The 21,188-nt window shown below is 71.0% G+C and carries 21 protein-coding genes; 14 read left to right on the top strand and 7 right to left on the bottom strand.

The features are described 5' to 3' along the window. The first annotated feature begins 1 nt into the window (after position 1). Positions 2 to 601 (top strand): hypothetical protein, encoded by a 600-nt coding sequence (locus IT371_05465; protein MCC6747087.1) that lies wholly within the window; start codon positions 2 to 4, stop codon positions 599 to 601. On the opposite strand, the gene IT371_05460 is transcribed toward IT371_05465, so the two are convergent. Together IT371_05460 and IT371_05455 are read right to left on the bottom strand one after the other, a co-directional pair. Continuing rightward, the gene (locus IT371_05460; GenBank protein MCC6747086.1) at positions 594 to 1,685 is read right to left on the bottom strand and encodes a hypothetical protein; all 1,092 of its coding nucleotides are present in this window, start codon (positions 1,683 to 1,685) and stop codon (positions 594 to 596) included. The genes IT371_05465 and IT371_05460 overlap by 8 nt on opposite strands. A gap of 17 nt (positions 1,686 to 1,702) precedes the next feature. Then, positions 1,703 to 3,127, bottom strand: coding sequence for a hypothetical protein (locus IT371_05455; protein ID MCC6747085.1), 1,425 nt, complete (start codon positions 3,125 to 3,127; stop codon positions 1,703 to 1,705). A 119-nt stretch (positions 3,128 to 3,246) separates the two neighbouring features. On the opposite strand from IT371_05455, the gene IT371_05450 reads away from it, so the two are divergent. Then, positions 3,247 to 4,128 (top strand): hypothetical protein, encoded by an 882-nt coding sequence (locus IT371_05450; protein MCC6747084.1) that lies wholly within the window; start codon positions 3,247 to 3,249, stop codon positions 4,126 to 4,128. 21 nt (positions 4,129 to 4,149) lie between these two features. Further along, positions 4,150 to 5,373, top strand: a complete 1,224-nt coding sequence (locus IT371_05445) for a hypothetical protein (protein MCC6747083.1) — start codon at positions 4,150 to 4,152, stop codon at positions 5,371 to 5,373. Positions 5,374 to 5,387: 14 nt separating this feature from the next. Here IT371_05445 and IT371_05440 read toward each other — a convergent pair whose 3' ends face one another. Then, on the bottom strand, positions 5,388 to 7,145 hold the full coding sequence (locus IT371_05440; GenBank protein ID MCC6747082.1) for an Hsp70 family protein: 1,758 nt from the start codon (positions 7,143 to 7,145) through the stop codon (positions 5,388 to 5,390). 143 nt (positions 7,146 to 7,288) lie between these two features. On the opposite strand from IT371_05440, the gene IT371_05435 reads away from it, so the two are divergent. Further along, positions 7,289 to 7,987 (top strand): M23 family metallopeptidase, encoded by a 699-nt coding sequence (locus tag IT371_05435; protein MCC6747081.1) that lies wholly within the window; start codon positions 7,289 to 7,291, stop codon positions 7,985 to 7,987. A 26-nt stretch (positions 7,988 to 8,013) separates the two neighbouring features. On the opposite strand, the gene IT371_05430 is transcribed toward IT371_05435, so the two are convergent. After that, positions 8,014 to 9,162, bottom strand: coding sequence for a radical SAM protein (locus IT371_05430; protein ID MCC6747080.1), 1,149 nt, complete (start codon positions 9,160 to 9,162; stop codon positions 8,014 to 8,016). Between the two features lie 84 nt (positions 9,163 to 9,246). On the opposite strand from IT371_05430, the gene IT371_05425 reads away from it, so the two are divergent. The 6 genes from IT371_05425 (at position 9,247) to IT371_05400 (ending at position 16,480) form a co-directional block, all read left to right on the top strand. Beyond that, positions 9,247 to 10,632, top strand: coding sequence for a hypothetical protein (locus IT371_05425; protein ID MCC6747079.1), 1,386 nt, complete (start codon positions 9,247 to 9,249; stop codon positions 10,630 to 10,632). A gap of 58 nt (positions 10,633 to 10,690) precedes the next feature. Then, entirely contained in the window at positions 10,691 to 12,715 is a 2,025-nt protein-coding gene (locus IT371_05420; GenBank protein ID MCC6747078.1) for a hypothetical protein, read from the top strand. Between the two features lie 224 nt (positions 12,716 to 12,939). After that, positions 12,940 to 14,487, top strand: coding sequence for a sigma 54-interacting transcriptional regulator (locus IT371_05415; protein ID MCC6747077.1), 1,548 nt, complete (start codon positions 12,940 to 12,942; stop codon positions 14,485 to 14,487). 74 nt (positions 14,488 to 14,561) lie between these two features. Beyond that, on the top strand, positions 14,562 to 15,020 hold the full coding sequence (locus tag IT371_05410; protein ID MCC6747076.1) for a CBS domain-containing protein: 459 nt from the start codon (positions 14,562 to 14,564) through the stop codon (positions 15,018 to 15,020). 409 nt (positions 15,021 to 15,429) lie between these two features. Next, on the top strand, positions 15,430 to 16,083 hold the full coding sequence (locus tag IT371_05405; protein MCC6747075.1) for a hypothetical protein: 654 nt from the start codon (positions 15,430 to 15,432) through the stop codon (positions 16,081 to 16,083). 79 nt (positions 16,084 to 16,162) lie between these two features. Further along, entirely contained in the window at positions 16,163 to 16,480 is a 318-nt protein-coding gene (locus tag IT371_05400) for a hypothetical protein (protein MCC6747074.1), read from the top strand. Positions 16,481 to 16,487: 7 nt separating this feature from the next. Here the strand turns inward: IT371_05400 and IT371_05395 are convergent, their stop codons facing one another. After that, the gene (locus IT371_05395; GenBank protein MCC6747073.1) at positions 16,488 to 16,793 is read right to left on the bottom strand and encodes a hypothetical protein; all 306 of its coding nucleotides are present in this window, start codon (positions 16,791 to 16,793) and stop codon (positions 16,488 to 16,490) included. 144 nt (positions 16,794 to 16,937) lie between these two features. Between IT371_05395 and rarD the strand changes: the two genes are divergently transcribed. Both rarD and IT371_05385 read left to right on the top strand, forming a co-directional pair. Further along, positions 16,938 to 17,873 (top strand): EamA family transporter RarD, encoded by a 936-nt coding sequence (gene rarD, locus IT371_05390; protein MCC6747072.1) that lies wholly within the window; start codon positions 16,938 to 16,940, stop codon positions 17,871 to 17,873. Positions 17,874 to 17,930: 57 nt separating this feature from the next. Then, entirely contained in the window at positions 17,931 to 18,887 is a 957-nt protein-coding gene (locus IT371_05385) for a hypothetical protein (protein ID MCC6747071.1), read from the top strand. A 15-nt stretch (positions 18,888 to 18,902) separates the two neighbouring features. Here IT371_05385 and IT371_05380 read toward each other — a convergent pair whose 3' ends face one another. After that, positions 18,903 to 19,883, bottom strand: a complete 981-nt coding sequence (locus IT371_05380; protein MCC6747070.1) for a hydroxymethylglutaryl-CoA lyase — start codon at positions 19,881 to 19,883, stop codon at positions 18,903 to 18,905. Positions 19,884 to 20,001: 118 nt separating this feature from the next. Here IT371_05380 and IT371_05375 point away from each other — a divergent pair, with 118 nt between their 5' ends. After that, entirely contained in the window at positions 20,002 to 20,220 is a 219-nt protein-coding gene (locus tag IT371_05375) for a hypothetical protein (GenBank protein MCC6747069.1), read from the top strand. Between the two features lie 132 nt (positions 20,221 to 20,352). After that, positions 20,353 to 20,811, top strand: coding sequence for a helix-turn-helix transcriptional regulator (locus IT371_05370; GenBank protein ID MCC6747068.1), 459 nt, complete (start codon positions 20,353 to 20,355; stop codon positions 20,809 to 20,811). 37 nt (positions 20,812 to 20,848) lie between these two features. Here IT371_05370 and IT371_05365 read toward each other — a convergent pair whose 3' ends face one another. Further along, positions 20,849 to 21,097 carry a hypothetical protein gene (locus IT371_05365; GenBank protein ID MCC6747067.1) on the bottom strand — a complete coding sequence of 83 codons (249 nt, stop codon included), beginning with the start codon at positions 21,095 to 21,097 and terminating at the stop codon, positions 20,849 to 20,851. Between the last annotated feature and the right edge of the window lie 91 nt (positions 21,098 to 21,188).

The following is a 21,188-nucleotide window of genomic DNA, read 5'->3' as shown; positions in this document are numbered from 1 at the left end:
GATGGCATCGCCGCACGTTCCGTCGGAGAACCCGTACCAGGTCGAGGGCGCCTCGCACGCCGAGCCGCATCTCGGGGCCGAGGACGCCTTCCGGCGGGTGAATCGCGCGGCGCGGCGACAGGCGGTGGGGCAGGCCCTCCTCGCCGCGGGCTTCCTCGGCATGGTGGCCCTCTTCGCCCTCTACAGCCGCGAAGGAGCGGGGGTGCGATGGGCGCTGGTGGTCCTGGCGGGCCTCGGGGCGGGAACGTACCTCTACCGGCAGAGCCGGACCTGGCTCCGCCTCGGAGAGGGGGGCCTGCGCGTCGGCGGCCAGTACGTCCCCTGGTCGGAGGTGTTCTTCCTGCAGCCCGTGCACTACGGCGCCCCGCGCGGGCGGCGGTTTCTCTACCTCGCCTTCAGCGAGGGGCAGCGGCCGCGCATGATCTGCTTGCATCGGCCACCGAGGGACGATGGCTGGCTCGCGGCGGCGCGCGAGCGTACGCGACCGGAGGAGGACTGGACGGCAGCCGAGTGCGAGCTCGTGGAACGGCTCCTCGGACGGCCGGTCGCGCCGGGAGTCGACGGGGCGGAGCCGCCTCCCCCGCCGGTGCGCTTCACCTGACGAGCTGATAGTGCAGGAGCGTGCCGCGCAGGCCCACGGCCCAGAGCTCCGTGGGACTCGCGCCCCAGACGTCGCGGAGCCCGGCGGCTGCCGGCAGGCCGACGACGCGCCAGGAACGGCCGTCGAAGCGCACGGCGGCCGCCGCCCCCGCGAGCTCGCCGACGGCCCAGGCCTCGGCGGCCGAGAGGCCGACCACGCCGTGGAGCGCGCCTCCGGGGAGCAGCGTTCCGCTCGCGGTCCAGGTGGCGCCGTCGTGGTGCGCCACCACCCCGTCGCGTCCCACGGCCCAGGCGTCCGAGGCCGAGCGTCCTCCCAGGCGCAGGAGCGGAAGCGAGGTCGGAATGGCTGCGGCGGCCCAGGCCTGGCCCGATAAGCGAAAGAGCGTTCCATTATTTTCGCCGAGGGCCCAGAGCGGCATTTGCGAACCACCGCTCCAAATTGCGATGAAGGCCGAGGGAGGCGGGCCCAGGTTCGTGCGCAGCCACTGCCCCTCCCGCAGCCGGAGCGCGAGGCCGCTCCCTGCGCCGAGGCCGGCCCCCGCTACCCAGACCTCCCCCGGGGTCGGGCTGTGGACCGCGCGCAGTCGTTCGGTGGAGAGCCCCGGGACCACGAGCCGCTGCCAGGTGCCGACGGCGAGCCGATAGACGGCCGCGGGGCTGCCCACCGCGTAGACCTCGGTCGCGTTGCCGGCCACGCCGGAGAGCGCGGCGTTCACGCGGGTCTCGAGCCGCCAGGCCGCGCCGTCGTAGCGCAGGATCGCGCCGCTCTCGCCGACGGCCCAGAGCTCGGAGGCCGACCGTCCCCAGATCGCGACCAGATCCTCGAGCGTGGGCGAGGCCGCCGCTTGCCAGGTGCCGAGGAGCGCGTCGGGTGCGGCGTCGCGCGGAGCCAGGCCGTCGCGTCGTCCGCCGTCGCGTCGTTCGCCGTCGCGTCGTCCGCCGTCCCGAGGAGCGGCATCGGGAGCGCCGCCGTCCAGCCGTCCGCCGAGCTTCTCGCAGGCGGTGGTGGCGAGGAGCAGAGCCGCGAAGCCCGAGGTCCAGCCGAGAAGGCGGTGCGCGCGCCGCGGGTGCCTCGCTCGAGCCACGGATGGCACCTTTCCCGTCAGGGCACGACGAGCCGGATGCGGTGGTTGTCCCGGTCGGCTACGACGATGCGACCGTTCGCGTCGATGGCCACGCCGGTGGGGGCTGCGAAGCGGGCCTGCGCCACGGGCCCATCCGCGGAGCCGGCCACGCTGCCGCCGGCGAGCGTGCTCACCCGATAGCGCTGCGTGCCGGTGTCGAGCTGCGCCCGCCGCACGCGGTTGTTGCCCTGGTCGGCGATGACGAGCTCCAGGCTGCTGCCGGCGCCGCGCTTGATCGCGACGCCCGTGGGGCTGCTGAAACGCGTCTGGGTGAGCGCGTCTCCGTCGGCAAAGCCCGGGCCGACCCCCGCCCAGGTGGCCGTCGCGCCGCCCGGCGCGATGCTGCGGATCAGGTGGTTGCCCGTGTCGGCGACATACACCGTTCCGTCCGTGGCGACCGCCACGTCGGTGGGCGCGTCGAACTGGGCCGAGGCCCCCGGCCCGTTCGCGAGGCCCCGTACGCCGCTCCCCGCGTAGGTGGTGACGCGATACGAGATGATGGTGGCGTCCCAGGCGACGCGGCGCACGCGGTGATTGATGGCGTCCGCGACGAAGAGCTCCACCTTCCCCGCGTTGCGCCACACGGCGAGCCCTCGGGGGTAGTTGAACTGCGCCTGCCCCCACGCCTCGTCGAGAAAGCCCGGGGCGCCGCTTCCGGCGAGGGTCGAGGTGGTTCCGGCGCGCGTCACGCGCACGCGGTGGTTGGTGCTGTCCCCCACGTACACGTCGCCCGCGTCGTCCACGTCCACCCCCCAGGGCCAGTTCAGTTTGGCGGCGCTCGTGCTCGCTCCGTCGGCGTAGCCCTGGCTGGTGCCGGCGAAGATCGTCACCTGACCACCCGCGACGCGGCGCACGCGGTGGTTCCCCCAGTCGGCCACGAGCACGGCTCCGCTCGCGTCGACCGCGACGGCGGTGGGCATGTTGAAGCTGGCCCCGGCCGCGGCGCCGTCGTTGCTCCCCGGCCCTCCCGTGCCGGCGAGCGTGAGCACGCAGCCCGGCACGGCGGAGGCGGTCCAGAGGACGACGCTCCGCGCGGGGTCGCAGCGGTTGCAGGTGTTGGTCGGGTCGGCCTCTCCCGGAGCGAAGCACTTGCCGCCGATGACGCAGGCGCAGCCCGCATCGCCGAGCGCGCGATCGGCAGCCGGTCGTCCGTCGACGAGGGGCGAGGGGGCGTCGCGCCCCGCTCCGTCGGCGCGTCCGGTCCCGTCGGCGCGAGCGGCATCCCCGCGCGGCGGTCGCCCGTCGGCGAGCGGCGCGTCCGTGCCCGGGGTGGGCCCGCCGTCCCTGAAATAGAGGCCCCAGTCGCCGAGGCTCCCGTCGGAGAGCGCCCCCTCGGGCACCGTCCCCGGACAGCCGCCCAGCGCGAGCGCGAGCGCGACGAGCGCCAGGCTCCACCTTTTCATCGTGCGTCGTTGGGGGCTCATGGCCGGGCCATTTAGCCACGGTCCGACCCACCTGCCAACCGTGAGAAGTCTCCTCGACGCCGTTGACCCGGTGGGCGACCGGACGGTATGTGCTCGACATGCTCGTAGGCGTCACGCTCCGCAGGAGGCGTCTGTCGTTGCTGTTCGCGTTGACCGCGCTCGTCGCGCTTGCCGGCTGCTCGGAGACGCCGCGCGCGCGCACCGACGGCGGGGGTGGCCTGGCGGACCTCCGGGCGCTTGGGGACGCTCTCGCGGACGGTGCTCTCGCAGACCGCGCTGCGACGGACGGCGCAGGGGCTTCGGCGGATGCGACGCGACGCGATGGCCCACCGTCGGACGGCGGTCGCGCAGATGCTCCGCGGCGGGATGCGCGGCCCCCGGACTCCGGCGGGTCCACGGCGCCGGCGGTGGTGGTCTACGGCGAGCCGTCGAATCTGCGAGCGCCGGTGTGCAGCTCGCGTGCGGCCCCCGACGCGAAGCCCTGCCAGACCCACGACCTGGCCTGGCTGCGCACGATCTACGGTATCCGCGTGGTGCCAGCGAGCGAGGCCGCGGCACGCGCGGCCGGGGCCGTCTATCGCCTGGTCCAGGTGATCGAGCGCGAAGGTCCCGTGGCGATCGAGTCCTGGCTCGTCGACGCCCAGGGCAAGCGCCTCGCCGGGCGCGAGGTGACCTACTGCTATCCGGCCCAGGTGCCGGCCACGGGAGACCCCGGCTGCGGCACGAACCTCGTCCCGACCCGGAGCTCGAGCGACGGCCACGCGGACTTCATCATGACCGGCAGCGCCTACGTGGGGTGCGGCCAGCCCGGGCCCTTCGCCGCGTGGGTGAACGAGAGCGGCATTCCCTCGGATCGCGTCTTCGGTATCGGCATGCTCCTCGGCACCAACCACCGGCACGTGAACTTCGTCTTCCAGCGCGTCAGCATCGGCAAGGCCGCTGCCGCGGTGGTGGGTTGCCCCTTCAGTCCGCTCCCCTGACGCCGTGCTACGATGGGCGCGATGGCGACGCCTCGCCCACCTACGCATGCCCTGGCGTCGCGCGCGCTGCTCCTCGCCGCGGCGGGCATCGCGCTGACGGTCATCGCTGGCCATGCTGGATGCGTCGGATGCGCCGGGGAGCAGAGCGCCTGCGGCGCGCAGCCCTGCCCCGAGATCCCCGGCTGCAAGGGGCTCGCGGTCTGCGAGCCGAAGCACGTCTGCGAGGAGCGCACCTGCGAAGGGCTCTCGTGGATCTGCAGCAAGAGCCCCGAGGGGCGCTTCGAGTGGGTGGGCAAGTACGCCTCGTGCGACGACGGAGACGCGTGCACGACGAACGACCAGTGTGCCGGCGGCCGCTGCCTGGGCGCGCCGAAGGAGTGCCGCTCTCCGCCGGGAAACGCTTGCAGCGACGCGCGCACGCTGCGCTCCTATAGCGGTCTCGGCGCGTGCGCGGCAGGACAGTGCGGCTACGCGCACACGGACGTGGCGTGCCCCAAGGGGTGCGCGTCGGGGGCCTGCGAGGGGGATCCCTGCCTCGGCGTGAAGTGCGACAACCCGCCGGGCCCCTGCTACAAGGCGCCCGGCAGCTGCTCCGCGGGCAAGTGCAGCTACGAGCCCGCCGTCGCCGGGACGCCGTGCAGCGTCGCCGACAAGTGCGTGGTCGACCCGGTCTGTGACACGACGGGGAGCTGCAAGGGGAGCGGGGTCGGCTGCACGCGCCCGAACGCGCGCGGAGGGACCTGCGTGAGCGGCGCCTGCCAGGGCTTCACCTGCGAGCCGGGCTACGGCAACTGCAACAACGACTGGGACGACGGGTGCGAGGCGCTCCTCAACACCGAGGCGCACTGCGGGACCTGCGGACGGAGCTGCCCGGACGCGCCGCACGCGGCGGGTAAGTGTCAGAGCGGCGGGCAGTGCGGACTCCTCTGCCGCGACCCGTACCAGGACTGCGACGGCGACGCGAAGAACGGTTGCGAGATCCCCGTCGGCGTGCCGAATGGCTGCGGCCGGAGCGGGCTCGGCGCGAACCGAGGCTGCGGGACCGCCTGGTGCGGCGCGAAGGCCAGCGGCACCCTGTCGCAGAACTTCGGCACCTGGCACTGCAGCTTCTGCTCGCACTGCCACAAGTACGCGTCGGGCTACTCGTGGTGCCTCTACGAGAGCGGGCTCAGCGGGGTCTTCTCGACCGAGACCTGCGCCTCGTGCTGCTCGGATGGGCAGGCGGACAAGAGCTGCGCGAAGTAGCTACGCCGGAACGATCAGGTTCGGCGGAAGAAGCCCATCAGGCGCTGCCAGAAGCCGGGTTTCTCGACCTCCTTGCGGGCCGAGGCCGGGCCGCGCCCGGTGGCGTCGGCTTTCGCCGTCGTGGGAGCTTTCGTCGTCGAGGCCGCCTTCCCCTGCGCCGCGGGGCCCTGCGCCTTCGCGTTCGACGCCTTCGCGTTCGGCGCCTCGACGGTGACCTCGAGCCGCGACTGCACGACCTCGGCCAGGAGCGCCGTCGGCACGTGGTTGCTCGAGAGCTGCACCGTCTGCTCCTGGGCGGTGCCCGCCTGCCGCGCGGAGGCGGTGAGCAGCCCCTCGGCATCCAGGCGCAGCGTGACGCTCAGATCGACGGGCCCGCGCTTGCCGGAGACGCCGTTGAAGGTGATGGCGCCGAGGACCTCGTTGTCGAAGGCGTGGCTCCCGTCCCCCTGAAAGAGCGGCAGGTGCAAGGTCGTCCCGACGGGCTGCGCGGTGACGCGGACGGTCACCTCCGCGGGCAGCGCGGCGTTGCGCGGAATGAGCGGCTGAAACTGTCCGTCGGCGCGCGCGGTCCCGATCGGCATCGGGAGCATGTCGCGGACCACGCTCGGCGTGTGCCCGTCGCGCGCGTAGGCGGCGATCGCCGCGCCCAGGGCCACCGCCTCATCCGGGTGGACGCGCTTGCTCGGCTTCTTGCCGAAGAACTCGACCAGCTGCCGCTCCACCGCGGGCATGCGGGTTTGGCCGCCGACGAGCAGCACCTCTTGAATGTCCTGCGGGCGGAGGCGTGACCGGTCGAGCGCGCGCTTGATCACCGCGTGGGTGCGGCTCAGCAGCTCGGCGCACGCGGCCTCGTACTCCGCGGCGCTGACCTGCTCTTGCACGTTGACCATGCTGCCGTCGGGGAGCGACAGGCAGCGGAGCTCGATGGTGGTCTGCGCGTGCCCGCTCAGCTCGTGCTTGGCGCTGCGGGCCGCGGCGAGCAGCCGGGCCCGGGCGATGGTGTCGAGCTCGAGCTCTTTCTTGCCCAGCCGCGTGGCCAGCTTCTGCTGGACGATGGCGCAGAGCCGGGTGTCGAAATCCAGTCCGCCGAGAAACGAGTCTCCGTCGACGCCCACCACGTTGAGCTCCCCGCCCGCGAGCTCCACGATCGAGACGTCGAAGGTTCCTCCCCCCAGGTCGAAGACCAGCACGCGCTTCTGCTCGTCGCGCTTCGCGCCGAAGGAGAGCGCCGCCGCGGTGGGCTCGTTGATGATCTGCAGCACCTCGAGCCCGGCGAGCTGCCCCGCCTGCCGGACGAGCGCGCGCTGGTTCTCGTGGAAGTAGGCCGGCACGGTGATCACGGCTCGCTCGACGCGCTTGCCGAGGGCGGCCTCGGCGGCCTCGCGCAGGGCCCGCAGGATGCGCGCGGCCACGTCCACCAGCGGCACGGTCTGGTCGTGGATGCGCGCGGCGATGAACCCTTCGGCGTCGCCGACCAGCTCGTAGGCGAAGTGAGGCTGGAAGCGCTCGAGGGTGCCGGGGACGCACGCGCGCCCGAGCAGCCGCTTCGATCCATAGATGCAGGAGGCGGGGTGCAGCACCATCTGGCGCTCGGCCTGCTGGCCGACCACGCAGCCCCCCTCGCGGTCGAAGGTCAGCACCGATGGGATGGTCGCGTAGCCGAGGTTCGAGCTGATGACGCGTGGACGCGTCCCGTCGTGGATCGCGGCGCACGAGTTCGTGGTCCCGAGGTCGATCCCGATGGCGGGTGCCGTATCCGTCGTGGAGGCCATGGTCCTTGCCCGATGATGAGCCGGAACGGGCCCGGCGCACAAGTTTGCGGGCGCGCCGCCCCTGCCGGCGGGCCGCGGACCAGAAGTACCTTCTCATCGGCGGCGAGCGCGATATCTTCCGGGTCAGCGAGAGGATCTGCAGAATGCGATCAGGCGTACTACTTCAAGCGGCTGCGGCGCTCGTCCTGGGAGCGGCCGGCTGCGACGGAGGCCCGACGCGCTTTGGCTTTCCGGCGCGAGACGAGCAGGGGAAGTACTTCAGCGCGCAGCCGATCGCGCACGTCGACCGCGAGCGGGCGCCGAACGCCCCGACGATCCAGTGCCAGAACTACCGCGGCCAGAAGTTCCCCTGGTGCTACGCGGGTCACGAGGGGACGGACTTCCTGCTCAAAGGGGGCTTTCCGGTGATGGACAGCGTCGACATCCCGGTCGTGGCCGCGGCGCACGGCGAGGTGATCTTCGCCGAGGACGGCAACTACGATCGCTGCCACATGGAAGCTGGCTTCCAGGTCACCTGCGACGGGCACCCGATGCGGGGCAACGGCGTGAAGCTCCGTCACGCGGACGGTATCCAGAGCCTCTACTGGCACCTCAAGAAGGATTCGGTGAAGGTGCGCGTGGGCGACCGCGTGGTCTGCGGGGAGCTCCTCGGATACGTCGGCAGCTCGGAGATCTCGCTCATGCCGCACCTGCACTTCGGCGTCACGGACGCGGCGGGCGCGATCCTCGATCCGTACGGCGACCCCGAGAAGAACGAACGCTCGCTTTGGGTCGATCAAGAGACCGCTCTCGGACGGCCGAGCGATCGCTGCTCCGACGAGAGAACCCCACCCCAGTACTAACCCCAGAGCTCAAGCGAGCGCTGGCGCTAGGCCAGGTCGCCGGTCGGCCCGTCGAGGTAGCGCATCACGATCTGGCCGTCGGCATCCAGCCGCGCGTCCTCGGGGAGCGCGAAGCGCGGGTCGATGGCCGTCAATCCTGGGAGCGTATACGGCGTGCGGATCCAGACGTGGCGGCCGTCGGGCTCGCGTTCCACCACCCAGCCGTCCACCCCGAGCTCCACCTTCCCGAGGCGCGTGGTGAGGATGAGCTGCGGGATGGCGCGCCCGGTGGAGCGGCGTCGGAGCTCGCTCTTCAGCGCGAGCGCCTCGGCGATGCTCGGCCGCATGTGCTGCATCCCCTGCACCGGGCCGCCGAAGAAGAGGTAGTAGCTCTCGACGCCGTGGCGCCGCAGCCGCCGGAAGAGCGCGAGCAGCGTGTCGGCGTCCAGGTTCACGCCGCGCAGGAGCACGGCCTGGTTGTAGACGTGAAGCCCCGCCTCGCGGAGACGCGCGAGGGCGTCCACCGTCGGTGCGGTGAGTTCGTCGGGGTGGTTGGCGTGGAGCGCCACCTCCACCGGGCGGCCGGCCCGCAGGTCCTGGTGCTCGCGGAGCAGCGCCACGAGCGCGTCGTCGATGAGCGATGGCTCCATGATCAAGGAGCGGCAGGCGATGCGCACCGGGCCGATGTGCGGAAGGCGCCTCAGTCCCTCGAGAAGATAGCGCAGGCGCTTCGGGTCCATCACCGGCTCGCCCCCGGTGATGAGCACCTCGCAGAGCTCCGTCTCGCGCGCCACGTAGTCGAGCGCGGCGTCCAGCTCGGGGTAGGAGAGCGCCTTGCCCCCGCCGTCGTCGTAGAACTTGCGGAAGCAGAAGCGGCAGTAGGCCGGGCAGACGGGGTGCGGCAGGAGGATGCACCGGTCGGGGTACATGCGCTCCACCCCGTGGACGCCGCCGTGGAGCAGGCCCGAGAAGCAGCGCGTCTGGCCGTCGAGCTCGGTCACCTCGCGCGCGTCGGGGAGAAACTGCGCGGCCACGGCGGGGCTGCGCCGCATGAGCTCGACGAGGTGGGCCGAGAGCCGCACCGGAAAGGTGTCGAGCACCTGCTGCAGGGCCTGCCGCTCTTGCTCGGGGATCGGGCGGCGCGTGAGCTCCTCGAGCTGCGCGAGCGACGTGACGTGGATGGTGCGCGAGGACATCGTGGCCGATCCTTTGCCTCGCGGAGCGCGGCGCGTCAAGGGCCGCCATTGACACGCGCGCGGCTTTCCGTCGATGGTTGCCCCGTGAACCACCACGCGAGCTTCGCCGCCGCCGCCGTCATCGTCGTCGGGCTGCTGGGCGCGGGCTGCAAGGACGCCGCTCAGGAGCCCCCTCTCGATAGCCGCCTGGCCGATGGTCGCGTACGTGCCGACGTCGCGGGACAGGGTTGGCCCGATGCCGCCCCGCCCCCCGACGGTGGCCCGGTCGAGGCGCGGGTCACGGACGGCGGGTCGCTCCCCGACGCGCGGAGCTGCGCGCCGCTACCGCCCGTCTCCACGACCGCGCTCTTCACGCAGCTCGAGGCCGACCTGCGGGCGCTCACGGACCCCGCGAAACGCAAGGCGCGCGTCGACGCCTTCTTTGCCGAGCTCGGCAAGCCGGGGGTCTATCCGCTGCGCGACGCCACCTCGGTGATTCTGGTCTACCGCGGCGCGCTCTCGCAGGAGTTCTCTCTGGCCGGCGACTTCAACGGCTGGACCCCCGGGGTCGAGCCCTTCGTGCAGCTCCTCGACACGGACGTCTACTACGTGAAGCGCGCGCTCGACGCTGGCCGGCACGAATACAAGCTCGTGGACGCGGCCGGCGAGGACTGGCGCACCGATGTGCTGAATACCCACCTCGCGTGGGACGGGATCCACCAGGTGGGCCTCGGGGAGTTCAACTCGGTCATCCCGCCGTTCGGCGCGGTGCACCCGTCGGGGCGCCTCGAGCACTTTCGCCTGACGAGCCCGCAGCTCAAGGAGACGCGCAGCGTGTACGTCTATCTGCCGGCGGCCTATGACCGGGAGCGCTGCCAGCGTTACCCGCTGCTCGTCGTGCACGACGGGAACGAGAGCATCACGCGCGGGCACTTCGACGAGGTCACCGCGCAGACGCTCGCCGCCGGAAGGGCGCAACCCGTGCTCGTGGCCTTCGTCGCGCTCGCCGATCAGAACAAGCGTCTCGATCAATACAGCTGCCAGGTCACGTCGTCGGGCCCGAGGTATGCCGACTACCTGTGCGACACGCTGGTGCCGGCGCTCGAGCGGCGCTACCGGCTGGTGCCGGACGCCGCGCAACGGGCTCTCGCGGGGGCGTCGATGGGGGGGCTTATCTCCTACGCGGCCCTCTTCTGGCGCAACGACTGCTTTCAGCGCGCGGCGGCGCAGTCGGGGTCCTTCTGGTACGCCGACGAGGAGATGGTCAAGCGGGTGAAGGGCACGAACCCGCGGGTCAAGCTCGTGCGCGCCTACCTGGACAACGGCTCCGACAACGCCGCGAGCACCCACGACCTGCGCGACGCGCTGAAGACGCAAGGCTACCCGGTCCACCACTGGGAGAACCTCCAGCAGGACCACAGCTGGGAGGCCTGGCAGGACCGCTTCGACGAGCTGCTCTCGTACCTCTTCCCGCCGGTTCCCGCGCCATAGCCGCGCCGCGCGGGAGGGGCTATAGTCCGTTCCCCCTGCGTGCCCGCGGAGGAAGGCCATGGCCACCTGTACTAAGTGCTTCAAGCCGCTTCCCGACGAGGCCGCGCACTGCGGATACTGCGGTACCGCCGTCAAGCGCGCCGCGCCGCCGGCGGAGGCGCCGGCCAAGCGGACCGTCTTCGGCTACTCGCCGAGCCCCGACGAGCTGAAGGAGCTCGCGCGCGCGCGCGGGCACACGCCGGGTGCGGGGCCGTCGGCGCCGCCCGCGGAGCCTCGCGCGGGGGGGACCGCGTCACGTCACCAGGAGCGGCCTGCGGTCGGACGGCCCCCCTCGGCGGGCATCTCGAGGGTGGGACGGCCTCCGTCGGGCGAAGTTCCGCGGTCGGGAAGGCCTCTCTCGGGCGAAGTTCCGCGGTCGGGAAGGCCTCCCTCGGCCGAGGTTCCGCGGGCGGCACGGCCTCCCTCGGCCGAAGTTCCGCGGGCGGCACGGCCCGTCACGGTACGCGAGACCCACGGGCACGGGATGCTGAACCGCGACGCGCTCGACCAGACGCAGCTCTCGCACGCGCGCCCCGAGCTGCGCAGCGACGACGCGGTCACGATCCCCGCGCCGACCACCGACGGGGTGATGCCCCTCGCGGAGCCGCGCGTGGCTGCTCGGCCGTGGGGGGGGACCGCGGGGCACGGCGCCCAGCGGTCCGCGGCGCTCGACCAGACGATGGCCGCGCCGCAGGCCGAACCGGCGTATCAGCCGACGCTGGCGGCTCCGGCGGCGCTGCCGAAGCACGCCCAGACGTATGACTCGGGTGCGCGACCGCTCCCCCAGGGGCCGTCTGGTTCGCCCGCCGTCCCGCCGACGATGTATGCGCCGGGCTCGGGGCCCGCCGGAGCGCAGCAACCCGCGGTACCGGCCACGATGTATGCGCCGGGCTCGGGGCCCGCCGGAGCGCAGGTGCCCGCGGCGGCCGATCCCTTTCCGCGCACGATGTACGCCGGCGGAGGAGGCGCGGGAGCCCACGGGGCGGAGGCCTTCCCGCAGACCGTCATGGCGCAGGGCGGGATGGGCGGTGCCGGCGGCGTCGCGGGCGCGGAGGCCTTTCCGGCCACGCTGCACGCCGGAGCCCCTTCCGCCGCGCCGCAGCCATTTCAGCCGCAGCCATTTCAGCCGTCACCGTTTCAGCCGTCACCGTTTCAGCCGTCGCCGTTTCAGCCGTCACCGTTCCCTCCCGCGGGGCAGGCGCCGGCCGTGCAACCCTATGGTGCGGCGAGCGGCTACGCCGACGCAGACGAGACCGCTCCTTTCTGGCAGTGGGGCGTGGGCGCACTGCGCGCCGCGATGCTCGTCGGCGGGATCCTGCTCGTGCTCGTCTTCTGTGCCCCGTGGCGGGTCCTGAGCTCCGGCTCGCTGCGCTTCTCGTGGGACTTTCTCTCCGGCCTCGACGGCCTCGCCTTCGTGGGGATGATCTACATCGCCGCTGGCGGTGTCCTGCTCGCGACCTGCGCCCTCTTGCCCCTGCCGTACCTCTTGCGTGCGGCCCTGGCCGTGCTCGTGGGGCTCACGCCGCTGGTGCTCGGCCTGGCCAACGCCACCTGGCGCGAGGCCGCGCTCGTCGGCGGGCTCCTCGTCTTGCCGGTCGGTCTGCTGCACCGGGCTCGCTTCGGCGCCTCCGTACTCTCGCGCATCGTGGTGGTGCTCGGGCTCCTCGGGGTGCTCGCCACCTTCCTCGTGCCGAGAGGGAGCACCGTGCCGCTCGTGGCCATCCTCGAGGCGCTCGGTCGCAACAGCTCCGGCCTGAGCCTTTCCCGCGCGATCTTCGCCCTGCTCCCCCTGCCGCTCGCCCTCCTCGGGCTGCTCGCCTTTCTCCCGGCGCGTAAGACCGGCCTGGCCACGCTCTGGGCGGTGCTCCTCTTGGCCGTCTTCCCCCTCGGGGGCCTGGCGCAGACGGCCTTCCTCCTCGAGCGGGGCAACTACAACTTCACCGCGCTCTTCACGACCCTGACGGTGGGGATCTACCTGACCGTCACGGCCGTCGGGCTCGCGCAGCTCCTCGCCGGCATCGATCATCCCGAACCGGTCGCCTGAGGTCCCGCCCGTCGCGTCGCTCCCCCGCGCGCCCTGTGGACAGAGCTGTGGATAACTCGGGGCGCCTCCGTCGCTGACGGCGCTTGCCCGGGCCTGTGGCGCGGTGGCCCCGCCGGTGGTCTCGGCGGCTTGACAGCCCCGCACACCGCTGTTACCATCTGTCACACTTCTTCGCGCCGCACCGCGTCGCGAAGCCCTCCAAGACAGCATTGGCAGGTTGTAGGATGAGCCGAAAGCAGCACCTGGCCTGGGACGAACTTAGCGATCTTCACGCAGTACGCGTCGCGTGCCAGCTCATGGAGCGGCGCTGGAAGGTAGGCGTGGCGTTTCTCGGCCCCGGGGGCGCCCCGGCCGCCATCGGACCGCGGACGGACAGCGTGCTCTCCCTGCGGCAGCTCGTGCAGCAGATCCGGGCCTACAGCGGCACGGCCCCCGACGCCCGCCTCGGTCGCCCGCAACAGGTCCTGGCCCCCGGCGAGCGGAGCGCGGTCCTCTCGCGCGGCGGACTCAAGGAAGTGGTCGCGCCCGTGGTGGTGGATACGCAGTGCCTGGGCTGGGTGAGCGCCGGTGCCTTCCTGGGCGGGAACCAGGGCGAGGCCGCGCCGTCGCACGAGACGCTGCGCGAGCTGGGCCTGCCCGAGCCGATGCTGGCCGAGGCGATCGCCGAGCTGCCGGCGCTGAGCCCCATTGAGGTGAGCTTCCTGCGGGACCTCCTCGAGACTCTGGCCGAGGAGATCGTGGTCTTCCAGACGCAGGTCGCGGCGACCGAGCGGCGCCTCGACGAGCTCGAGGAGCCCGTGGCCACGCGCTTCAACTACAGCGAGCTCATCGGCACCAGCAAGCCGATCGTCACGCTCTTTCGCCTGCTCGACAAGGTGGTGGCCGCCGATTCGACGGTCCTCATCACCGGGGAGAATGGCACCGGCAAGGAGCTGATCGCGCGCGCCATCCACTTCAACTCGACGCGCAAGAACCGCCCGTTCGTGGTGCAGAACTGCTCCGCCTTCAACGACAACCTCCTCGACTCGGAGCTCTTCGGCCACAAGAAGGGGGCCTTCACGGGGGCCGTCGTGGACAAGCGCGGCCTCTTCGAGGTGGCCGACGGCGGAACCTTCTTTCTCGACGAGATCGGCGACATGACGCCGGCGCTGCAGGTGAAGCTCCTGCGCGTGCTGCAGGAGGGGACCTTCCTGCCGGTCGGGGACACCCAGGTCAAGCACGTGGACGTGCGCATCATCGCGGCGACCAATCGCGACCTGAAGGGGATGATGGAGCGCGGCGAGTTCCGCGAGGACCTGTACTACCGGATCAACGTCATCAACATCACGCCGCCTCCCTTGCGCGAGCGGCGCAGCGACATCCCGGTGCTGGTGGAGCACTTCCTCCGCAAGCACGCGAAGGGCGACCGTCACCGGCAGAAGAAGCTGACGCGCGGGTGCCTCGAGCAGCTCGTGGCGCATCGCTGGCCCGGCAATGTGCGCGAGCTCGAGAACGAGATCGAGCGCATGGTCGTGCTGGCCGGCGACGAGAAGCTCATCGGCGAGGATCTGCTCTCCACGCGGATCCTGCAGGTCGTGCCCCTCGACGACGGCACGGCGGATGGCGGGACCCTGCCCGACGCGGTGAAGAACCTCGAGCGCAACCTGATCTACGAGGTCCTGAAGCGCAACCACTGGAACAAGACCCGCGCGGCCGAGGAGCTCCAGATCAGTCGCCGCAACCTGATCCGCAAGGTGCAGAAGTATAAGCTGGAGCAGCGACGGGCGAGCTGACCTCGCGGGCCTGCGCCCCGGGCGCGTCTGTGACCGACGGCCACGCGGGCGGAGGGACAGGAGAGGAGGCCGAGATGCTGGTGCGCGAGCTGATGAACGCGGAGGTCGTGGCGGTCGATCCGCACTGCAGTCTGCGGCAGGCGCTCGAGACGATGGAGGTGCGGCGCATTCACCACCTCCTCGTGGAGAACCGCGCCAGCCTGCTCGGGGTCATCACCCATCGCGATATTCGCGCCACGTTGCCGCCGTGGCTCTCGGCGGCCGAGGCGGCCGAGCGCCGCCAGCTCCTCGATACGGTCCCCGTCTCGGCGCTCTGCGTGGTTCGCCCCCTCACCATCGCGCCGGACGTGGACGCGCGCCAGGCGGCGCTGCTCATGCGGCAGCGCCACATCGGATGCCTCCCCGTGGTGGAGCAGGGGCACGTGGTGGGGATCATCACCGAGGCGGACTTCCTGGACGCCTTCATTCGCTTCTCGGGAGGCGAGGCCATCCCCGGCCACGCCCCGACCGGCCCCATGCCCCGCGTGCCGTAGGGCGCGTCGCTAGTTCCTCCTTTCTCCGTTTCCTCCCATCTGAAAAAGATCAACGGACTCTCGCTGCACCGGGCGGCGGAGGGCGCATGCGGGCGGTCGTCGCGAATCGGTACGTCGGGGAGGGGGGGCTGTCGACGGGAGGCGGGCGAGAGCGCGGGCGGCGGTGGGCGCATGCGTGCGGTGGGGGTGGATCGGCGCGGCGGGGAGCGCCTGCTCGTTCTTGGTTCCTCTTATCTGGTGTTTCGTTTTGTTGTTTGTTCGTGCAAGGACACGGACTTGACATCAGACCCGCGATTTGCTAGTATTAGCCTTATTCATGATGGCACGCAAACGCAAATCCTCCTCGGCAGATGGCCGGCCTTCGGGCACCCGTGCGCCGGCGGGTTCTGCGAAGCAGCTCCCGTTGCCTATGCGGGAGGCGACGGGGTGGGGCGGGAAGCGAAAGGGTGCGGGAAGGAAGAAGCAGCCGGGGAGCGGACTGCCGCATCGGGCGCGACCGCTCCTCGCCAGTCGGTTTCCGGTGCACGTCACGATGAAGGTGGTGGAGGGGCTGCCGAACCTGCGGAGCAAGAAGCAGCTCCGAGTGATCGAGCAGGCCTTCGTGAAGTCGGCGGGGCGGTTCGGCCTGAACCTCGCGCACTACTCGATCCAGAAGAACCACCTGCACCTCGTGACGGAGGCCAAGGACCGAGAGGTGTTGATGAAGGGCCTGCGCGCGCTGGCGATCCGGCTCGCGCACGCGCTGAACCGCACGGTGGGCCGCAAGGGGCAGGTCTTTCGGGACCGCTACCACCAGCACATCCTGAGGACGCCGAGCGAGGTGAAGGCCGCCCTCGCCTACGTGTTGAAGGACGCCCGCAAACACAGCGTGGCCCGGGGCAAGTGGGTCCCGCGACGGGACCTGGACGCGTGCAGCTCGGCGCGCTACTTCGACGGGTGGAAGGACCTCACGCCCGTGCCGCCCGACGGAGACCCGCCGGTGCTCGAACCCCGAACCTGGCTCTTGAAGACCGGGTGGAGGCTACGCGGACTGATTCCTAAGAGCGCGGTGCCGGGCACGTAGGGGAGGCGCCGACGGCGGGCCTGGAGGCCCGGATGCGGAAACCTGCGTCGGTCCACTGGCCGCGCTACACTTCGGAAGCATGAAGCTCGAGGTGCTCTGGCGGGCCACGGTATCCGGCGTCGAGGGCGACGCGACGGAAAGGGAGCCGCGCGAGCTGCAGCTCGAGGGGCGGTCGGTGGAGGTGCTCGAGGTGCTGGACCGCTGGCTGGCGCAGGACGTGGATTCCTTCAAGCTGCGCGGCAGCGACGGAGCGCTCTACATCGTGCGCTACGACCGGGCGACGGAGGAGTGGGAGCTGACGCTCTACGATCCCGCCGGGGGTGGCGCCTCGCTGCCGTCCCCCTTCCGACGACCCGAGCCACGCCGGGGACGCCAGCGCCCCCCCGCGCGCGCCTGATCTGCCGCTAGGGCACGCCAGGGAAGGCGTTGACGTACTGGATCTTCACGTCGGGGAAGGCCTTCACGAACTGGACCTTGAAGTCGGGGAAGGCCTTCACGAACTGCCACTTGCCGCAGCTGTCGGGGAAGGCCGTCACCTTCTGCACCTTCACGTCGGGGAAGGCGTCCACCACCTGCACCTTGAGGTCGGGGAAGGCATCCACCACCTGCACCTTGCCGTAGAGCTTCTTGCCCTTGAAGGTGCAGCTCTTCGGCACGTTGCCCATGGGGGTCGGGGCCTGCGCGGCCGCGGGGCCCGCGACAACCGCCAGGCCGAGGACTAGACCGAACGGCTTCCAAACCGCGCGGCGTTCTAGGGACCATCGCTTCATCGTGCGCCTCCTGAGTGGTCGAAGTATACGGTGCGACGCGGAGGCCCTTCCCGCTGGCCGCCGTGCGCAGTATACCCGCCGCACATGGATTCGGCGGTTCGAGGCTCCTTCTCGCCCGGCAGCGCGCCGAAACCGTCCCCGCGCGGCTCGGGGATCGCCTTTGCGCTGAGCGCGTTTCTCCTCTGGGCCGCGGTCCCGATCTACTTCAAAGTCCTGTTGCACGTGCCGATGCTGGAGGTGGTGAGCCACCGCGTCCTCTGGTCGGTGCTCTTTCTCGGGGTGCTGATCACCGCGCGGCGCGGTTGGCCCGAGGTGGCGCGCTGCTTCCGCACGCCCCGCCGCTTCGGCCTGATGGTCCTCACGACGGCGCTCATCGGGACCAACTGGCTGGTCTACATCTGGGCCGTGACCTCGAACCGCGTGCTCGAGGGGAGCCTGGGCTACTTCATCAACCCGCTCGTCAGCGTGGCCTTCGGCGTGGTCTTTCTGCGAGAGCGGCTGCCTCGATTGCAGGGGCTGGCGCTGCTCTTCGCCGGCGTCGGGGTGGGGAACCTCGTCTTTCGCCACGGGCAGGTTCCCTGGCTGGCGCTCGGCGTGGCGGGCACCTTCGCCCTCTACGGGCTGCTGCGCAAGGTCGCCGCGGTAGACGCGCTGACGGGGCTCTTCGTCGAGATGCTGCTGCTGTTCCCGGCCGCCGTCATCTGGCTCGTCCGGATCGTGGGCCGCGGCGAGAGCCACTTCCTCCTCGTCGACCGCACCACCGACCTCCTGCTGGTCGGCGCGAGCTTCGTCTCCTTCGTCCCCCTGCTCCTCTTCATCGCCGCCACGCGCCGGCTGCCGCTCTCGACCCTGGCCTTCATCCAGTACGTCTCGCCGGTCGGGCAGCTCCTCCTTGCGATCTTCGCCTACGGGGAGCCCTTCACCGCGGCGCGCAAAGTCACCTTCGCCTTCATCTGGGCCGCTCTGCTCCTCTACACAGGGGACCTGGTGGTGCGGACCCGCTCGGCGTCGCGTCCTTAGATCGTTTTCCCGCCTCGTCCGTTTCCAGTCTCCAGGCTCGAGCCAGGGAGGATGCCGATGCGTTGGCGACACACGATGGGAGCGGCGGTGGCGATGCTCGCGCTCCTCGGAGGAGCGGGGCGGGTGCGCGCCCAGTACAACCCGGCGGCGGGGCGCAGCGCGCCCATGGAGGCGCAGGAGCAGGTCGTCCGCGACGAAGAGGGGCGGGTCGTCGCCCGGCGCAAGGTCCTGGTCAAGGCGGCCCCCGACCGGTACGGCAACGCCGCGGGGAATCGCTACGACCTGGCCGTGGACGGGGCGTTCAAGGGGCAGACCATCGCCGTGCTGCACTTCTACACCGGCGAAGGGTTCGACTTCGAGCTGCCGCGGGCGGCGCTCAAGCAGAAGGGCTTCTCGGTCTATCGCTGGCTCAACGGGCCGCCGACGGCGACGGCGTTGCGCCAGGCGCTCAGGCGCGCCTGCCAGCTCTGGATCATCTCCGGCGAGCGGCAGCTCCTCGGTCCGGACCACTTGGCGGTGATCAAGGAGTTCTTCGCCAGCGGCAAGGGGGTCTACATCTGGGGCGACAACGAGCCGTACTACGCCGACGCGAACTACGTAGCCAAGGCGCTCCTCGGCGTGACGATGCAGGGGAACCTCCCCGGCGACCGCGTGGTGCGCATCCAGGCCGCGGGGGGAGGGCATCGCGTGGGGCTTCTGCCGAATCACCTGCTCACCACGGGGCTGGCCTTCCTCTACGAGGGGATCACCATCGCGACGATCCAGGCCAACCAGACGCTCACGCCGCTGCTCTTCGGCTCGGCGGGGAACCTCGTGGCGTCCTTCTACGACCAGGGGGGCAAGCGCGCGATTCTCGACGGAGGCTTCACGCGCCTATACCGGCAGTGGAACACGGCGGGGACGGGGCGCTACATCAAGAACGCGGCGGCGTGGCTCGTGAACGTGGAGCGGCGGGGCAAGGTCGTCACGGCGGCGGGGGGAAGCCCGGCGAAGACTCCCGCGCAACCGATGTAGCGATCGGCGCTCTGACTACGCGCCCCCTTGCGGCCCCGACTCGGGGTCGTAGGGGCGCGGCTCGTGGATCACCGGGCCGGTGTGGATGACGTTCGCGCGGAGCGGCTGGCCCAGGATCTCCTCGGCGCGCTTGCCGTTCTCGATCAGCTGGCCGAGGTTCACGCCCGTCTCGACCCCCATCTCCTCGAGCAGACAGAGCAGGTCTTCGCTGCACACGTTGCCGGTGAAGCCGAACTGGTACTTCGCCTTCCCCGTGGCGGGCTGGCCGCCGATGGCGCCGATCGAGCCGTCCACGTAGCGCAGCCCGAGCTCGAGCGCCGCCACGGTGTTGACGATCCCCGTGCCGCGGGTGTCGTGAAAGTGCGCGATGAACTCCGCCTGCGGGAAGCGCGCCAGCAGCGCGCCGATGCGCTCGCGCACCTGCTTCGGGTTGGCGGCGCCGATCGTGTCGCCGAGCATGATCGTCTGCGCCCCCTCGTCGAGGTAGAAGCGCACGATGTCCTCCACGTCGCGCATGGGCACGTCCCCGAGGATCGGACAGCCGTAGACGGTGCCGGCGCAGCCGATGACCTTCACGCCGAGGCCGTGCGAGCGCTTCATGATCGCCGCGTGGGCGCGCTTGGCCTCCTCGTGCGTCATGCGGAAGTTGACGCGGTTGTGGGCCTCGCTCGAGGAGATCATGAGGATGAGCTCGTCGGCGCCGTAGCCCTCCTTCACGCAGCCTTCGAAGCGGTCGAAGCCCTTCTCGTTGGGCATCAGCACCACGTAGCTGACCTCGGGGCGGCGCTGGATGCGTCGCAGCACCTCCACGCAATCGGCGAACTGGGGCAGGAGCTTCGGGTGCGAGAAGCTCGTCACCTCGAGCTTGCGCACGCCGGAATCGATGATGCGGTCGATCATCTCCACCTTCTGATCGGTGGGGACGACGACGGGGATCGACTGGAGCCCGTCGCGGGCCCAGCATTCGCAGTAGGTCACGGACGTGGGGAGCGCCATGCGGAACCTCCTGTGGGGCGTTTCGTCGGGGCGGCCCCGGGGCCGCGACCGAGCGGCAGGTTACTTGACAAGATTGGCGCGGCAAAGCTACTTCAAAGACTTCCCAGGGAGGTTTGCCATGTCCGAGCTGCTCCCGCAGTCCGAGTCCGAAACGGGGCATCAGCCGAGCGACGGCGATATCGCGGCGCTCATCCGGGAGGCGGAGGGACATCCCCTCGGGATCGACTATCTGCTCCACGGCGCGCTCAACTCGGTGGCCGCCACGTTCGGGGCGCACGCCTTCGTCGTGCTGGATGCGCGGCGGCGCGTGTTGCGCGATCGCAGCGAGCAAAGCTGACTCTGGGGCACGGGGGGTTTCCCAGCCGACGCGGGGCCGCGGGGTGCCGCGTTCACCGAGGAGATCTCCCCTCGGTGGCCACTCCCGCAGCCTCGTGCTAACTCTTGCTACCTACAAGGATGGTCTTTGATCATGGCCAGGTCGACGGACAATGCGCGCATGAGTCAAGAACACGGAATGCTACGCCGCCTCGGCCTGAGGCTGAAGGGTCTGCGAAAGGAACGGGGGTTTACTCAGCAGGAACTCGGCGAACGCTGCAGGCTGACATCGAAGTACATCTCTGAGGTGGAGCGTGGGGTGCGAAACCCATCGCTGCTCACGCTCCGCCGCATCGCGCACCTCGGGTTGAAGACCTCGCTCGCGGTGCTCTTCTTCGGCATCGACGAGGGCGAAGAGCAGGCGCCGCGTGGGAAGGGCAAGGCCGCGCGTGCGGCGGCGGTTGCCGCGAGCGTGGCCCCGGTTCGCAGCCGGAGCGTGGCGGACGTGAACGGCCTGGATCAGCTCCTGGCCGGCAGACTCGTTCCCATGCGAGCCCAGCTGCTCGACATCTACCGCGCCGTCGCCGACCTCGTGGATCGGCCGGCCAGGTAGAGCTGGGCGCAGCTCCACTCGACGACAGTTCCTCGGTTCACGCCGACGGCCGCACCCCGGCCGGGTGGCCGCTGAGCCTCCTTTGCGGCCCCGAAAAGAGCCGCTTCGGCACCATATCGTCGATCAGGAGCCCGTGAGCCGTCGGAGGCCGGGTCGGGCAGTAGCAGCACTCCGGCGCGGCGCAGAGCGGTTCGGCCCAGCTCCGGCACGCTGGGCAGAAGTAGGCGTCGAAGGCCTCGGAATAGGCCAGGAACGGTTGCCGGCAGTCGCAGCGATGATGGGACATGGAGCCTCCTCCCGTGGGATTGACGGAGGCCAGACGTTCGAGCGGCGGGCTTTCTGACAAGCCATCGCGCGAATCGATCCAGCAAAGCCAG

The sequence above is a fragment of the Deltaproteobacteria bacterium genome, from assembly GCA_020848905.1.
Lineage (GTDB): Bacteria > Myxococcota_A > Polyangia.
This window is presented reverse-complemented; position numbering and strand designations above follow the sequence as displayed.